This is a genomic window from Consotaella salsifontis, assembly GCF_900167365.1.
In the GTDB taxonomy this organism is placed as follows: domain Bacteria; phylum Pseudomonadota; class Alphaproteobacteria; order Rhizobiales; family Rhizobiaceae; genus Consotaella; species Consotaella salsifontis.
Map to the genome: position 1 here is coordinate 85,960 of NZ_FUXL01000011.1, position 13,851 is coordinate 99,810.

At 64.1% G+C, this 13,851-nt stretch carries 18 protein-coding genes and 1 tRNA gene; 17 read left to right on the forward strand and 2 right to left on the reverse strand.

Annotation, left to right across the window (positions count from 1 at the left end):
- Positions 1-47: 47 nt before the first annotated feature.
- Positions 48-1,274, reverse strand: a complete 1,227-nt coding sequence (locus tag B5D38_RS15500) for an ABC transporter substrate-binding protein (protein ID WP_078709345.1) — start codon at positions 1,272-1,274, stop codon at positions 48-50.
- A gap of 255 nt (positions 1,275-1,529) precedes the next feature.
- Between B5D38_RS15500 and B5D38_RS15505 the strand changes: the two genes are divergently transcribed.
- From B5D38_RS15505 to B5D38_RS15585, 17 genes are all read left to right on the forward strand, one after another.
- The gene (locus B5D38_RS15505) at positions 1,530-2,564 is read left to right on the forward strand and encodes a LacI family DNA-binding transcriptional regulator (RefSeq protein ID WP_078709346.1); all 1,035 of its coding nucleotides are present in this window, start codon (positions 1,530-1,532) and stop codon (positions 2,562-2,564) included.
- Between the two features lie 189 nt (positions 2,565-2,753).
- Positions 2,754-3,962, forward strand: coding sequence for a tyrosine-type recombinase/integrase (locus B5D38_RS15510; RefSeq protein ID WP_078709347.1), 1,209 nt, complete (start codon positions 2,754-2,756; stop codon positions 3,960-3,962).
- Positions 3,959-4,702, forward strand: coding sequence for a transcriptional regulator domain-containing protein (locus B5D38_RS15515; RefSeq protein WP_078709348.1), 744 nt, complete (start codon positions 3,959-3,961; stop codon positions 4,700-4,702). Before B5D38_RS15510 ends, B5D38_RS15515 begins: the two co-directional genes overlap by 4 nt.
- 94 nt (positions 4,703-4,796) lie before the next feature.
- Entirely contained in the window at positions 4,797-5,000 is a 204-nt protein-coding gene (locus tag B5D38_RS15520) for a helix-turn-helix transcriptional regulator (protein WP_078709349.1), read from the forward strand.
- The gene (locus B5D38_RS22585; protein WP_245319266.1) at positions 4,997-5,353 is read left to right on the forward strand and encodes a hypothetical protein; all 357 of its coding nucleotides are present in this window, start codon (positions 4,997-4,999) and stop codon (positions 5,351-5,353) included. Before B5D38_RS15520 ends, B5D38_RS22585 begins: the two co-directional genes overlap by 4 nt.
- Positions 5,350-5,748, forward strand: a complete 399-nt coding sequence (locus B5D38_RS15530) for a hypothetical protein (protein ID WP_078709351.1) — start codon at positions 5,350-5,352, stop codon at positions 5,746-5,748. Before B5D38_RS22585 ends, B5D38_RS15530 begins: the two co-directional genes overlap by 4 nt.
- Positions 5,745-5,990, forward strand: a complete 246-nt coding sequence (locus tag B5D38_RS15535) for a hypothetical protein (RefSeq protein WP_078709352.1) — start codon at positions 5,745-5,747, stop codon at positions 5,988-5,990. Before B5D38_RS15530 ends, B5D38_RS15535 begins: the two co-directional genes overlap by 4 nt.
- Positions 5,987-6,712 (forward strand): helix-turn-helix domain-containing protein, encoded by a 726-nt coding sequence (locus B5D38_RS15540; protein ID WP_078709353.1) that lies wholly within the window; start codon positions 5,987-5,989, stop codon positions 6,710-6,712. Before B5D38_RS15535 ends, B5D38_RS15540 begins: the two co-directional genes overlap by 4 nt.
- A 74-nt stretch (positions 6,713-6,786) precedes the next feature.
- On the forward strand, positions 6,787-7,146 hold the full coding sequence (locus B5D38_RS15545; RefSeq protein WP_078709354.1) for a hypothetical protein: 360 nt from the start codon (positions 6,787-6,789) through the stop codon (positions 7,144-7,146).
- Positions 7,147-7,240: 94 nt separating this feature from the next.
- On the forward strand, positions 7,241-8,755 hold the full coding sequence (locus B5D38_RS15550) for a terminase large subunit domain-containing protein (protein ID WP_078709355.1): 1,515 nt from the start codon (positions 7,241-7,243) through the stop codon (positions 8,753-8,755).
- Positions 8,746-9,060, forward strand: a complete 315-nt coding sequence (locus B5D38_RS15555; RefSeq protein ID WP_078709356.1) for an HNH endonuclease — start codon at positions 8,746-8,748, stop codon at positions 9,058-9,060. The genes B5D38_RS15550 and B5D38_RS15555 overlap by 10 nt, the downstream gene beginning before the upstream one ends.
- Positions 9,045-10,322 carry a phage major capsid protein gene (locus B5D38_RS15560; RefSeq protein WP_078709357.1) on the forward strand — a complete coding sequence of 426 codons (1,278 nt, stop codon included), beginning with the start codon at positions 9,045-9,047 and terminating at the stop codon, positions 10,320-10,322. The genes B5D38_RS15555 and B5D38_RS15560 overlap by 16 nt, the downstream gene beginning before the upstream one ends.
- 1 nt (position 10,323) lies before the next feature.
- Positions 10,324-10,938: an HK97 family phage prohead protease gene (locus tag B5D38_RS15565; RefSeq protein ID WP_078709358.1), complete on the forward strand. Its 615-nt coding sequence runs from the start codon at positions 10,324-10,326 to the stop codon at positions 10,936-10,938.
- Positions 10,938-11,471 carry a hypothetical protein gene (locus tag B5D38_RS15570; RefSeq protein ID WP_078709359.1) on the forward strand — a complete coding sequence of 178 codons (534 nt, stop codon included), beginning with the start codon at positions 10,938-10,940 and terminating at the stop codon, positions 11,469-11,471. The genes B5D38_RS15565 and B5D38_RS15570 overlap by 1 nt, the downstream gene beginning before the upstream one ends.
- A 34-nt stretch (positions 11,472-11,505) precedes the next feature.
- On the forward strand, positions 11,506-12,567 hold the full coding sequence (locus B5D38_RS15575) for a phage portal protein (RefSeq protein ID WP_245319268.1): 1,062 nt from the start codon (positions 11,506-11,508) through the stop codon (positions 12,565-12,567).
- Between the two features lie 2 nt (positions 12,568-12,569).
- On the forward strand, positions 12,570-13,160 hold the full coding sequence (locus tag B5D38_RS15580) for a hypothetical protein (RefSeq protein ID WP_078709361.1): 591 nt from the start codon (positions 12,570-12,572) through the stop codon (positions 13,158-13,160).
- The gene (locus B5D38_RS15585) at positions 13,157-13,600 is read left to right on the forward strand and encodes a hypothetical protein (protein ID WP_078709362.1); all 444 of its coding nucleotides are present in this window, start codon (positions 13,157-13,159) and stop codon (positions 13,598-13,600) included. The genes B5D38_RS15580 and B5D38_RS15585 overlap by 4 nt, the downstream gene beginning before the upstream one ends.
- Before the next feature lie 94 nt (positions 13,601-13,694).
- Here B5D38_RS15585 and B5D38_RS15590 read toward each other — a convergent pair.
- A tRNA-Ser gene (locus B5D38_RS15590) sits at positions 13,695-13,785 on the reverse strand.
- Positions 13,786-13,851: the final 66 nt, after the last annotated feature.

Sequence of the window (13,851 nt, forward strand, 5' to 3'; positions counted from 1 at the left end):
CCTCTCCACGAGGCGCGGGTTGGAACTACCGGACAGGAAGGGCCCTGTCAGTCGATGATGCCGTCGATCGTCTTGGCGGCTTGGTCCAGGGCCTCCTGCGGCGTCGCGCCGCCGGCGAGGGCTGCCTGGAGGGCTGTCTGGATCGCCTTCGAGATCTTGGGCCACTCCGGATGCGGTCCGCGCGGCTTGGCGTACTTCATCTGCTCGAGGAAGACCTGAAGGGCCGCGTCCTTCTTGTCGTTGCCGGTGGGTGGAATGTCGATGTCGCGACGCGCGGGCAACTGGCCGAAGCGCTGGAACAGGTCCTTGTCCTGATTGGCGAAGAACTCCAGTGCCTTGAAGGCGGCCTCGGGGTGCTTGGTTGTCTTGAAGATCACCCAGTTGTAGTCGCCCATGGCGGACGAGCGCTGGGCCCCTTCTTCCGGAACCGGCAGGAGCGCGACGCCCCAGTCGAAATCCGCCTCGTCGGCCATTCGATTGAGTTCCCACGGCCCGGAGATCGCCATGGCCGCATTGCCGGCGTTGAAGGTGGCGGTGGAGGCCCACTGGGTGCGGCTGACCGTGTCGGGAGAGGCAAGCCCCTCGTCGAGCAGTGTCTTGAAGAAGGTCAGCGCCTTCACTCCGCCCTCGGAGTTGATGTGGTCGTAGCTTCCCCCAGCCATCTGCACGAAGGGCAGGAACTGGAAGGTGCCTTCCTCGCTGGCCTTGGCCGAGAAGGCGACGCCGTAGACGCCCTTGTCCGGCTTGTTGAGTTTGCGGGCGTCCTCGATCAACTCGTCCCAGGTGCGCGGCGGCTCTTTGATGCCGGCTTCCTTGAACATGTCCTTGTTGTAGTAGAGCGCGATGGTGTTGGTTGCCTTCGGGACACCGTAGATGTGTCCGTCCCAGGTCGCCGACTCCATCGGGCCGTCGAAATAGTTCTCGACCTTGATGGCGTCGGATTTGGCGATCATATCAGTCAGGTCGAGCAGCGCCCCATTGGCGGCCAGCATCGCCGTGTCGGGATTGTCGACCGCGAAGATGTCGGGCGCTTTGCCGATGGAGAAGGCGCGCAGCGCCTCGCTCATCAGATCTGCAAATGGCACTTCTCGATAGACGACGTTAATGTCGGGCTCGCTCTCGTCGAACTCGCGAGCCAAGTCTGGCGTCGGCTGACCGGTCTTGTCCACCGTCCAGATCGTGATGGTCACCGGATCCTGTGCCCGAGCCGCGCTTGGCAGTGCAAGGGCGAGTCCCATGACGGCGGCCGAGGCTATCGGCAAGATGCGTTGCATGAAAATCCTCCTCACGAATTAAGGCGCCGGTTACGGTCGCAGTGCCGAATCCCGACGTGATATTGCCGCCTGCCCCGGGTCCTCTTCCAAAGGCACACGAATTCATGAACCGCCTGAAGGACTAATTCCGATAAGCGGTCGATCTGTCTTTCTCACCGAGTGTCGAATACGACCCTCCGTAAACGTTTACGACGCTAATCTCGGAGGGGTATAGGTGTCAATAGGGGTTCTTGGGGCCGCCAACGAGGGACCGACATGAAGGGCATCCGACAGCTTGCCGACCATTTGCAGATTTCGATCGGCACAGTGTCTCGGGCGCTAAACGGCAAGGCGGATGTCAATCCCGAGACGCGACGTCGCGTGCTTGAGGCAGCGGAAGCCCTGGGTTACGTGCCCAACCAGTCGGGCCGGGCGCTGCGTCAGGGCACGACCAACACGGTCGGCCTGATCATGACGCAGGGCGTCAATCTCGGCGCCAACAACGACAACTTCTTTCCGGGTGTCATCGATGGCCTGCAGGCGGTTCTGGCGCGGCACGGGCTCGATCTTGTGGTGCTCTTGTGTTCGAGCGGAGAGGACCCTGACGCCTATTTGAGGCGGATGGTCGCACGGCGCATTGTCGACGCTCTGGTGGTCACCGCGACTCGCACCATCGATCCCCGCCTCGATTTCCTGCAAAAGGCTGGCGTTCCCTTCGTTTCGCTCGGTCGCAGCCAATCCGGTGCGGGCAGCCCGTGGATCGACCTTGATTTCAGAGGCATCGCTCTGCACTCGGTCGAAAGGCTCGTCGCCAATGGACATAGGCGGATTGCGGTGGCTGCCCCGACCAATGACGTCCATCTCGGGAGCATCTTCATGCAAGGCTACACCGAGGCGCTGGAGGCGCACGGCTTACCCTACGACCCCGAGATCGTCTTTCTGGCCGAAACCAGCGAGGAAGGCGGCTATGATGTCGCCGATCGGATCCTGCATCTGGAGAATCGGCCCACGGCTATCCTGCTGATCGCAGAGTTGATGTCGGTCGGTCTCTATAGGCGCCTGGGCGAGGCGGGGCTGCGGCCCGGGCCGGATCTCGCCGTCATCGCTGAACGCGAGAGCCCCGTCGGGCGCTTTCTGCTGCCCCGCCTGACGTGCTTTCGCGTGCGGCTGAAAGAGCTTGGGGTTCAGCTCGGCGAAACGCTTCTGTCAACGATTCCGGCGTTTTCCCCTCTTTATCCCGACGCTCCGCGCCGCAAAATCTGGCCGCTCGAGCTGGTCGAAGGGGAGAGCGATCCTCCCATCTCGGTGTAATTGCGCCCGGTTCGCCGAACAGGCGGCACCTCAGTCATGGAGCGCAAAGATCGTCGAGGCCGTGAAGGGCATGGCGGAGAGGATGACCGCCTCTCCGCCGTTTCTGCCGTCTTTTCTGTCAATAAGTGCTTGAAGTTGCCAATATAGCCCGTAATGTCGCTTTTACGGTTATGGCAACAGGCGAGGAAAATGGGGCGCCACAAGTTGTCGGAGTCCAACCTCCGCAAGCTCGACAAACCTGGCATCTACAGCGATGGCGACGGGCTTTTCATCCGCATCCGCAAGGGCGGCTCCCGGCAGTGGTTCTTCATCTTCAAGCGCCACGGCCAGCGCACCGAGATCGGCCTCGGCGGCTACGGGCAAGGAACGGCTCCCGTCTCGCTGGCGCTGGCGCGGGAGAAGGCCGACGCCATCCGTGCAAAGCTGGCGCGGGGCGATGACCCGAAGACAGAGCGGAAACCGGCTCGCGTCGTGACCTTCGCCGACTGCATGGAATCTCTGCTTGAAGCGAAGGCGGCCGACTGGACCAACGACAAGCACCGCGCGCAATGGGAGATGACCTTGCGCGAGTATGCCAAGCCGCTGCACCCGCTCCCGATCGCCGGCATCGTCATCGGCGACGTGAAAGAATGCCTGCTGCCTCACTGGCAGAAGCGGCCAGAGACAGCCGATCGGCTGCGCTCCCGCATCCAGGCCGTTATTGACTACGGCATCGCCCATGGCTGGCGCACGGCGGGCAATCCGGCGCGATGGAAAGGGCTTCTCGACAAGGTGATGCCCGCCCGCAAGAAGCTCCAGCGGGGGCACCACGCGGCGCTCGCATATGCCGAGGCGGCGAAGATGATGGCGAAGCTGCGGGAGAGTTCAGGCACGGCGGCGCGCGCTGTGGAGTTCATCACCTTGACCGCCGCGAGGACTGGCGAAGTGCGAGGCGCAACCTTCGCCGAGATCGACGTGGACGCGAAAACCTGGACCGTTCCCGGCGAGCGGATGAAGGCGGGCAAGGAACACGTGGTGCCGCTGTCCGACCGGGCGCTCGCCATCGTGGAAGCCATGCGACAGCGGGCGACGGGCGACCTGATCTTCGGCGGAGGCGTTGACGGGCGGCCGATATCCGACACGGCGATGACCAAGGCGTTGCGGCTCGCCTCTCCCGACAAGACGGCAACCCTTCACGGACTGCGCTCGATGTTCAGGGATTGGGCCGGCGAGGAAACCGACTATCCTCGCGAGATCGCCGAATGGTCGCTGGCGCACCATGTCGGCAATGCAGTGGAACGGGCCTATCGGCGCGGCGATGCCCTCGACAAACGACGCAAGCTGATGGACGCTTGGGCAGACTATTGCGTGGCCGGTAGCAGCGGGAGTGTTGTTGCCATGCGGAGGGTCTCAGCATGAACGAGTGGGGAACTCCGCCCTGGCGCGACCTAGACGAGTATGGATATTACAACGGATGGTCGGACGATCGGTGGCGGTGGGAATTTCTGCGCCGCCGTCCCGAATACCGCGCGGAGTTTGAGGCTCTTGCCGCGCCCTACCGCGCGGAATTCGTTTGGTCTCCCAAGATCGCGTTGGCCGAGGCGGTTGTCAGCGGCCTCATTGTTCCGAAAGAGGAACTAGCGATCTTCTCCGATGAGGAAATGACACGCCTAGCCGCCATAGCTTTCAGTGATCCCGAAGGACCCGGATTTACTGTGTCGGCAGCCGATCCGGGAAAATATGGGCTCTATTCATTGCTCAATCCTGCTATCGGGGATCAGGAGTTGTGGCTCAAATTCGAGGAATATGACGGCTTCAACTTCTTCGTTGATGATGAACGTGACGAAGGGCAGTTGGCCGTCACATTTGATCTGCGAATGCCGATCGACCTCCAGTTGCAGAAGGCGCGCGAGTATCTGCTTGATGAGCAATACCGCTATCAGAATCCCGACGATGAGGATGCTCCCATTAAGAAGGAACGGGAGCGCCGCAACGGCCGAATTGAAGCCCTAAGGGCCATTGACGCCAAAGAGCAGGAACCCGCGATTGTCTTGCGCGAGATGGGTGAAGTCTTGTGGCCGGGTCAGGAGAAGGCACCGTCCCGAGCGGCAGAGGCATATGCGCGAGGGTGCCGTTTACGGGATAGGTGCCGAGCTTAACTCGGAAAGACCAGAAGGATTTCCGTGCATATTGATGATGCCGTTCAACTAGAGCGGCTTAGTCAAACAGGTCGCTCGACATACGGAGCGGCAAATGACCGACACCCCCCACCTAATCAGTCTCAATGATGCCTGCCGGCTGACTTCTCTCAGCCGTACCGCCATCAACCGTTGGCGTGCTCAAGGTAAGTTTCCGCCTGCTGTACCTCTTGGCGATAAGCGCATTGCCTTCATCCGCAGCGAAGTTGAGCAATGGATCGCCGACCGCATCGCTGCGGCTCGCGGGAGGGCAGCATGACCTCTTGCACGAGAAACCCCGCCGCGCTGGCAGGCGCTGACGGGGCTGATGTCGAAGCCGTTGGCAAGGCAATCGATACCCTGGACGATAGCGCACCGCGCCTTTCTCCACAAGCGAAGTGGAATTGCTCTAATCCGAAAGCAATGTGGGCGCACGCCGCACTGCGCTCCGCGCTCCGCAAAGGTTTAATCGAGCGCGGGCCGTGCGAAGTCTGTGGCGCGGTTCACGGCGAAGACGATGCCGTCATCCACGGCCACCACGAGGATTACGAAAAGCCGCTGGCTGTAAGGTGGCTGTGCCGCCTTCATCATCGCCAGTTGCACGCGGCCGACCGTGATCGGGAGGTTGCATGATGGTGGCGCCGAACACCGACCAGAACCGCCGCGCCCGCCTGGAAGCGGCAATCGAGATCGCCATCGCCCTGTTGGACGCGGCCGACGCCGACCCTGACCTTGAATCAAACGGCGACGATGAACCCCATCTCGGCTGGACAAGCGGCGGGCCGAATTGGAACGACCGCCTGACTGACGACCGTGAACAGGACGTCGGAGACGAGGGCGAACCGGACGAGGATCGGGAACACTCGCTCGGCTGGACCGAGGCCATAGACCAGCAACAGGCCATGCGGCGCGACGGCTGGAATCTGGACGAAGGCGAGCCGTCTCTCGGTTGGACGACGGATGGCGAAATCGGCGTTTGTGATGATGGCGAGGCCGATGCTGAACTCTCGCGGGAGGACGGCGAATGAGCGGCCCTCGCGATCTGCGGCGCGGCCGCAAGCCCTTCGAGCGGCCTTGTGATCCGAAAGAGGTGATTGGCGACAAGAGCTACTTCACCTTCGAGCCGTTCGGACAGGGCTTCGCGCTGAACGTCCATCGGCGCGGCTATCCGGTGCAAACCATCCTTGTGAAGACCGAGGGTGAATTGAACCGGGAGCGGCGCCGGCTTTCGGATGAAGGGCTAATCGGCCTCAATAGGGGGGCGATTTGAGCCGGAAGGGCAAGGCAACGCGCGAGAGTTGGGACGCGGTTCCTGATGGCGCATTCGTCGGCGTGGCGAAAGCCACGCTGAAGGAACCCGCCTGGAAGGCCATGAGCTACGGCGCCCGCTGCCTCTATTTCTGCCTCAAGAGCTATTTCAACGGCCGGAATAACGGGCGCATTTTCCTATCGGTGCGGCGAGCCGCTGACGAACTCGGCGCCGGGCCGACATCCATTGAGAGATGGTTCAAGGAGTTGCAGGACTTCGGTTGGATTCGTCCGACCGAGGTCGGCCACCTGGGCGTTGATGGGCAGGGCAAGGCGACGTGCTGGCGTCTGACCGAGATCGGCTTCATGGGCCAACAGCCGACACGAGACTATCGGCAGTGGCAGGCCCAAGAAAAAAAGCCCGTCCCCAAAATAGGGGAAACTGTCCCCAAAATAGGGACACCATCCCCCCAAAATAAGGACACCTGTCCCCAAAATGAGGACAGTTTAGGCCCTTTTCAGGCGTCTGACTGTCCCCAAAATGAGTACACAGTACTATTACCATCTAGGGTGGGCGGTAGGGAGGATGATGATACCTCTGCTACTCTCACCAAGACCTCAAGGATACCGGGCGGCGTTTTGTCTGACGCGTCGGACATTTCAACGCGAGAGTGGCTGTCGGCCTCTGGAGATGAGGACGACGAAGCGGCGGAATACGAGTCGAAGTGGAACTCGGACCAATAGGACTATGATCTTAGTTCTCTTGCAAAAATAGGATGAAAAGCCTATAAGCTTCGCAGTGGCCACGCGAGGCGAGTATGAGTTCAATCCTCGAAGGCGAATTGGCTGAACTGGTGACGGATGCGCTGACCGACGCGAACGTCCCGCGCGATATCGTCGTGACGCGCACCCTGCCGGGAAATCCCTACGATCCCGATGGCGGATCGGGCGGCACTGCCGACTACGTGGGCAAGGGCTGGGTGGAGAACTACGCGGATGCCGACCGCGACGGCGCGTTGATCGGTATCAGCGACGTTCGCGTGATCATCCTCACCACCACCATCGCCATCGCACCCTCGGAGGCCGACAGCGTGACCGTGGGAGGCGAGACCTATCAGGTGATCAATGCCGCCCGCGATGCCAGTGGCGCGCTCTACGAGCTTCAGGCGAGGCGCTGATGGGCGATCTGGTCCCAATGCCGGGCAGTTGGGGGGAGACGGCGCACGCGGAGCGGGGGTTTCTCTTTCTCGCTCGCAGGTTCGGGGGGTGGTCATGACCCCGGCGACCCGTGCCATCCGCTTCATTGAGGGCCTGGAGGTGCCGACAGGGGCGCTTTCGGGCAAGCCGTTGAAGCTCGCACCCTATCAGAAGCAATTCCTCCGGGGCGCCCTGGCGAAGGGAATTTCGATCGGCGTCCTTTCGGTGGCGCGGGGCGGCGGAAAGTCGGCCCTGACGGCTGGCGTTGCCCTTGGGCACCTTCTCGGCGAGATCGACCCGCAGCCTCGGCGGGAATGTCTGGTCGCCGCGCGGACGCGAGATCAGGGGCGCATCGTCTGGGACTATGTGACCGGGCTCGCTCGCACCCTGCCGGAGGACGTGCAGAAGCGGTTGACCTTCCGCCGGGCGCCCCGCCTCGAAATCGAATACGAGTCAGACGACGGCCCGCACCTCATTCGCGTTCTGGCGGCCGATGGCAAGAACGCCCTGGGCACATCGCCCTCGCTGGTTATCTGCGACGAACGCGGCAACTGGGATCGGGACAAGGGCGATGCGTTGGAACACGCCCTTTCGTCCGGCTGCGGCAAGCGTGGCGGCCGGATGCTTCTCATCTCAACGAGCGCGCCCGACGATTCGCATCCGTTCTCCCGATGGCTGGACGATGATCAGCCGGGCGTCTATCGGCAGGAGCACAAGGCCGACGACGGTTGCGCTCCAGACGACGTGGAGCAAATCCGCAAGGCGAATCCCGGCGCGGCCTATGGCGTCGGTGCCTCGATCGAATGGTTGACCGCGCAAGCCCGGCGCGCCGTCGATCGCGGCGGCTCCGCACTCACTTCCTGGCGCCTCTACAATCTCAATCAGCGTGTTGCCGGCGAGGACCGCGACGTTGTTCTGACCACCGATCAATGGCTCGCCTGCGAAGCGTCGGAGCTGCCGCCGCGCGCCGGGCCTGTGGTTGTCGGGATCGACCTCGGCGGCTCGGCGAGCATGACGGCGGCGAGCTACTATTGGTTTGAGAGCGGGCGGCTCGAAGCCATCGGCTGGTTTCCTTCGCATCCCTCGCTTCTCAATCGCGGACAGGTGGACGGCGTGAAGGACCGCTACGTCCAGATGCGCGGCCGTGGCGAGCTGTTCACCCTCGGCGCTCAGACCGTCCCCGTCGCCGAATGGCTGGTGGAGGCCATGCGCCATGTCGAGGGCGAGCAAATCGCCGCGCTGGTCATGGACCGCTACAAACAGGCGGAACTCGGCGAGGCGATCGATAAGGCCGGCATCCGGGCGCCGATCGTCTGGCGCGGCATGGGATGGAAAGACGGTTCGGAGGATATCGAGCGTTTCCGGCGCGCCTGCTTCGACCGGCTGGTGAAGACGACGCCCTCGCTGCTGCTGCGCTCGGCATTCAGCGAGGCCGTCGTTTTGATAGATCCGGCTTCGAACGCGAAGTTGGCGAAGGGGCGCTCGCTCGGCAGGATCGACGCGGCGGCATCCACCATCCTCGCCGTCGCCGAAGGCGCCCGCCGCACGGCCCGCCCCGTCCGAACGAAGAGGGCGCCGGTATGGGCATGACCTACGACCGGGCCGGCGCCGCGATCTATCGCACCCCGCGATGGAAGGCCGTCCGATATCTCGCGAAGCGGCGCGACGGCTTCCGGTGCGCCGAGTGCGGCGCCGCTGGCCGGCTCGAAGTCCATCACGTCAAGCGCGTCAAGACGCATCCCGACCTCGCCTATTCCCTCGAAAACCTGCTGACCTTGTGTGTGTCGTGTCACGCGAAAGTAACGGCCGAAGAAACCGGCATATCCCCCCTGTCGCCAGCAAGGAAAGCCTGGCGCGACCTGCTTGAAAAGGAACCACCATGCTTGAATCCGTGAAGATCGCTCGGCGACAGTCCGAGATTCGTCAGGCCCTTGCGGGGCTGGTCGGGAAGTCGGACCCGAGCGAGGATGAAACCCGCTCGATGGAAACCCTGGATGCGGAATATCGGAGCAATGAAATCCGGTATCGCGGCGCGCTGATCGCCGAGGATGCCGAGCGCCGGGAAGCCAAAGACGATCTGGAAACCCGTTCGGAGCGCGACTTCGCCGAGCTGATCAACCGTTTCGAGCTGCGGCAGGTGGCGCTTGCCCTGGACGAAGGGCGGCAGCTCGACGGTGCGACCGCCGAAGTGGTGCAGGAGATGCGTTCGCAGGGCGGCTATCGCGGTGTTCCGGTGCCGTGGGCGGCGCTCGAAAGGCGAGCCGGCGAGACCGTCGCGGCGGGCGTGCCCGATCCGATCCAGACGCGGCCGATCATCGATCGCCTGTTCCCCGACAGCGTGGCGGCGCGCATGGGTGCGCAGATGATCAACATCGATTCCGGCGCCATCGAATGGCCGGTGGTGACGAGCGCCGTTTCGGCGGGCTGGGCCTCCGGCGAGACCGCGAACGTCGCCGGGCCAACCGCCTTCACCACGACCGACCGGCCGATGAAGCCCGACCACAACCTCGGCATTCAGATGCGGCTGACCCGCAAGACGCTGAAGCAGTCCGGGGCGGCGCTGGAACAGGCGGTTCGCCGCGACATGAACGGCGCCATCGCGACCGAGCTGGACCGGGCAATCTTCCTCGGCACCGGGGCGGATGGCGAACCGCTCGGCGTCATCACCGGGGCGGCGACCTACGGCATCACGTCAACCGATGACACGCTGAACCTCGCGACCTGGGGCGCCTTCCGTTCGGCTGTGGTGCGGTTCATGACCGGCAACACCGCCGGCTCGCCGTCTGCCGTGCGGGCGCTCATTCGTCCCGAGCTGTGGGCCGTGCTGGACGGCGCTGCAATCGAGCCGCTGAATGAAACCGAGTGGGATCGGCTGCTCCGCAACATCCCGGCGGGCAACATCGCCATGAGCGCGAACGCCTTGGCCGATCCGACGGGCGATCCGCTCGAAACCGAATCCCTGCTGACCACGGCGGCGGGCGGCGTCTCGCCGATCTTCGTCGGCGCATGGGGCGGCGTGGACATGATCCGCGATCCCTATTCGGACGCTCAGTCGGGCGGGCTGCGGATCACGGCGTTGACCACGGTTGACGTGACGGTGGCGCGGCCGTCTCAGCTCCAGTTGATCATCGGCATCAAGCTCGAACTGGCGGCGTAAGATGCTGACGGGCGGCTTTGAAGGATCGACCCTGGAGCTGCGCGCCTCCCGCAATGGGGGGCGCCGCATCCGGGGGCGATTCCCCTATAACAAGCGCGCCGTGCTGTCTGACGGTGGCAGGACGGGCCGCCCTCGCAAGGAACAGTTCGCGCCTGGCGCCTTCACCTACAGCCTGGAGGCGCCCGCCGACATTCACCTGTTGGTCGGGCATTCCTTCGACAGGCCGCTCGCCAGCAAGAACAACGGCACGCTGGTGTTCAACGACACGCCGGAGGCCCTGACCTTCGATGCCGAGATCGTGCCCGAGGTGGCCGATACCTCCTATGCCCAAGACCTGTTCGCGCTGATCACGTCCCGGCTGGTGTTCGGCCTGTCGCCGGGCTTCCGCATCCCACCGCCCGCCGCAGTGCCACTGGAGGAAGCCGAGACCGTCGAGGAAGAACCGCCGAGCCTCGGCCGCGCGCTGATACGGACGATCTTCCAGGCGATCCTATTCGAGCTGTCGATCGTGACGCGGCCTGCCTATGACGAGGCCACCGTCGAGGCCCGCAACTGGCAGACGACGCCCTCCGGCATCATCGTTCCGACCCATCATCTCAATCGCTGGAGGCTGTGATGGCGGACACGCTACGCCAGACCGAAGCCGCGCCGAGCGCCTATCCGACCCTATCCGTGGCGCTGTCGGCCGCTGCGGCGGCGCTAGACGCTGACATGATCTGGCAGCGCCTGGAAACCTACACCGCGCACCGCTGGAGCGAGCGAGCCGTCGAATGGATCGTGGAAGGTCCGGGCGGTTGGCAACCGCCGCTCAAGCCCGCGACGATCGCCACCATGGAGGTTTGGCGCGGCGAGGCGTGGGAGACTGTGACCCTCTCGTCGTCGCCCTTCGGCGGCTTCTGCCTGTCAGGCTGCGGACCCTACCGCTTCACCGGGACCGTTGGCGGCGGCGACGTTCCGGCCGCTGTCGCCGAAGCCTTCCGGCGCCTCGCCGAATACATGGCCGCGAAACCCGGCAAGGCGGGCGCGACCTCGGAAAGCACCTCGGCGGGCTCGATTTCCCTGACACACCACCGCTCGGCGTCCTGGCTCGCCGAGGCCATCAACAACAGCGGCGCCGGCGATCTGTTGCGCCCCTATCGGAGGGCCTGACATGCTCGGATGGCTATTCGGAAAGCGTCATACTGTGAACGGTTCGCAGTATGAAAAGCGCTCGGCGGCGTCCGGCTTCACGGCGGAAATCATGGCGGCGCGGGAAGCCTATATCTCCGGGCGCACCGGCATCGCCGAGCTGACCGCCACCGCGCAAGGCTGCATATCGTTGTGGGAAGGGTGCTTCGCGCTCGCCGACGTGTCGGGAACCGACCTGATCGACCGGCACTCGCTGGCGCTGATCGGCCGTTCCCTGGCGCTTCGCGGCGAGGCCGTCTTCCTCATTGACGACGCCGGCTTGATCCCGTGCGCCGATTGGGATTTGCGGACCCGCAACGGCAAGCCGACCGCCTATCGTGTCAGCGTCTCGGAAGCCGGCGGCGGCCGCAACGAAACCGCCTTGGCCGGCGAGGTGCTGCATATCCGCATCGGCTGCGATCCGGTGGCACCCTACTACGGCACCCCGCCGCTGCGGCGAGCGAGCCTCACGGCGGGCATGTTGAACGCTATCGAAGTGGCGCTCGCCGAGGTTTACGAGAATGCGCCCCTGGGCTCGCAGATCGTGCCCTTCCCCGAGTCGCAGGAAACCGACCTTGAAGCGATGGGACGCGGCTTTCGCGGCCGACGCGGGCGCGTGCTGCTCCGCGAGTCCGTCAACGTGACGGCAGCGGGCGGCCCGGCTCCGCAACAGGACTGGCGCCCTCAAGACGTGACGCCGGACCTGTCGCGCTCCATGGCCGGCGAAACCCTCCAGGCGAGCCGTGACGCGATCTGTGGAGCCTTCGGCGTGCTGCCGGCGCTGTTCGCCTCGAATGCGCAGGGACCGCTTGTCCGGGAAGCGCAACGGCACCTTGCGGGCTGGACCCTCCAGCCGATCGCCATGCTTCTCGCCGAGGAAGCGACCCGGAAGCTCGGCAGCGCCGTCATGGTGGACCTGCTGCGGCCCGTCCAGGCATTCGACGCCGGCGGCCGGGCGCGCGCACTCTCGACCATCGTCGAGGCCTTGGCGAAGGCCAAGGAAGCCGGCCTGTCGCCAGGCGACGTGAACGCGGCGCTGACGCTGGTGAACTGGGGCGAAAATGACAAGGCGGCCTGATCGTGCTGGCGCGAACCCCGATCCTTTCGATTCGCGTCCAGCCGGCGCCACCTCGGCGGCTCAATAAGGACCGGCGGCGAGCGCTGATCGACAAGCTAACTGAAATCATGCAGGCGGCCGAACCGACGCCTTTTGCCGCCGAGGGGCCGTGCCGGACTGGCGTTCGTCAAAGCTTGTGCCTTCAAGGCTGGCAGTGGGCTTATGCCGATGCGGCGGCGATCGATGTCGTCTCGGCGGCTTTGAGTATCGTGGGGGCGAAGCGCCCGAACTGGTACGAAGGACAACCGGAGTGGACGCAACCCGGAGCCCTGCCGATCCTTCGCGAGCGGTGCGCCCGTTGTGGCAAGCCGCTCCCCGAAGAGAACCGGCTTTGGTGCAGCGATGTTTGCGCCCATGCTGCCAAGATGGACCGCCAGCGCCAGCGATGGGGCGAAGAAGCCTATTCACAGTGGAAGGCGAACAAGGCCGCATGGATCGAACGTCAGCCGGCGCGGCGGTGCGAGGGCTGCGGCGGCATGTTCAAGCCGAAGCGCAAGCAACAGCGCTTCTGCTGCTACGTCTGCGCTGCCAATGATCGGAGGGCTTGCGGATGAAGCTCGAAGACCTTGCCGACGAAACATGCGCGTGGTGCGGAAAGGGCTACGAGGCCCGGAGCGTCTGGCAGAAATACTGCTGCGCCGGGTGCCGAGCCGCTTCCATCTCTGCTTTCCACAAGCAGGAGGTTCGAACCAAGCTCGCGAAGCTGACCTGCCAGCACTGCGGCGCGCCGATCGTCGGTGCCAAGAAGACCGACACCAAGTTCTGCTGCATCCCGTGCCGAACGGCGGCCCGGACGCTTCGGGAGAAGGGACCGCTTTCAGCCGTCCGGTGCATCGACTGCGGCGGGCCGATTCGTGGTGTCACTCGGCGCGACACCAAGCGGTGCGCCGAGTGTGCCCGGCTGGAGCATCGCAGGCGGGCGAAGGAACGAGCAAAGGCGAAGCGTCAGCGCGATGACGGCGGGTCTTCTGTGAAGCGGCCGATTGAAGCGTGATCCCAGGCGCGTTGGTCTGTGGAAATCCGGGCGATGGCAACGGTTATGGCACGAGCCAATTCATCCACGGAAAATATTGATTTCATTAGCGGTCTGGCGGAGAGGATGGGATTCGAACCCACGATACGCTTTTGACGTATACTCCCTTAGCAGGGGAGCGCCTTCGACCACTCGGCCACCTCTCCGGTGCGTTCCTCCTACCAGATGAAGTCCAGATTTCAAGGAGATTTACCGCAAGAGCGATGATTTCG

Bases quoted from the DNA above. Each gene is read 5' to 3' on its own strand.
- B5D38_RS15500 (WP_078709345.1), bottom strand. From the start codon at position 1,274: ATGCAACGCATCTTGCCGATAGCCTCGGCCGCCGTCATGGGACTCGCC.
- B5D38_RS15505 (WP_078709346.1), top strand. From the start codon at position 1,530: ATGAAGGGCATCCGACAGCTTGCCGACCATTTGCAGATTTCGATCGGC.
- B5D38_RS15510 (WP_078709347.1), top strand. From the start codon at position 2,754: ATGGGGCGCCACAAGTTGTCGGAGTCCAACCTCCGCAAGCTCGACAAA.
- B5D38_RS15515 (WP_078709348.1), top strand. From the start codon at position 3,959: ATGAACGAGTGGGGAACTCCGCCCTGGCGCGACCTAGACGAGTATGGA.
- B5D38_RS15520 (WP_078709349.1), top strand. From the start codon at position 4,797: ATGACCGACACCCCCCACCTAATCAGTCTCAATGATGCCTGCCGGCTG.
- B5D38_RS22585 (WP_245319266.1), top strand. From the start codon at position 4,997: ATGACCTCTTGCACGAGAAACCCCGCCGCGCTGGCAGGCGCTGACGGG.
- B5D38_RS15530 (WP_078709351.1), top strand. From the start codon at position 5,350: ATGATGGTGGCGCCGAACACCGACCAGAACCGCCGCGCCCGCCTGGAA.
- B5D38_RS15535 (WP_078709352.1), top strand. From the start codon at position 5,745: ATGAGCGGCCCTCGCGATCTGCGGCGCGGCCGCAAGCCCTTCGAGCGG.
- B5D38_RS15545 (WP_078709354.1), top strand. From the start codon at position 6,787: ATGAGTTCAATCCTCGAAGGCGAATTGGCTGAACTGGTGACGGATGCG.
- B5D38_RS15550 (WP_078709355.1), top strand. From the start codon at position 7,241: ATGACCCCGGCGACCCGTGCCATCCGCTTCATTGAGGGCCTGGAGGTG.
- B5D38_RS15555 (WP_078709356.1), top strand. From the start codon at position 8,746: ATGGGCATGACCTACGACCGGGCCGGCGCCGCGATCTATCGCACCCCG.
- B5D38_RS15560 (WP_078709357.1), top strand. From the start codon at position 9,045: ATGCTTGAATCCGTGAAGATCGCTCGGCGACAGTCCGAGATTCGTCAG.
- B5D38_RS15565 (WP_078709358.1), top strand. From the start codon at position 10,324: ATGCTGACGGGCGGCTTTGAAGGATCGACCCTGGAGCTGCGCGCCTCC.
- B5D38_RS15570 (WP_078709359.1), top strand. From the start codon at position 10,938: ATGGCGGACACGCTACGCCAGACCGAAGCCGCGCCGAGCGCCTATCCG.
- B5D38_RS15585 (WP_078709362.1), top strand. From the start codon at position 13,157: ATGAAGCTCGAAGACCTTGCCGACGAAACATGCGCGTGGTGCGGAAAG.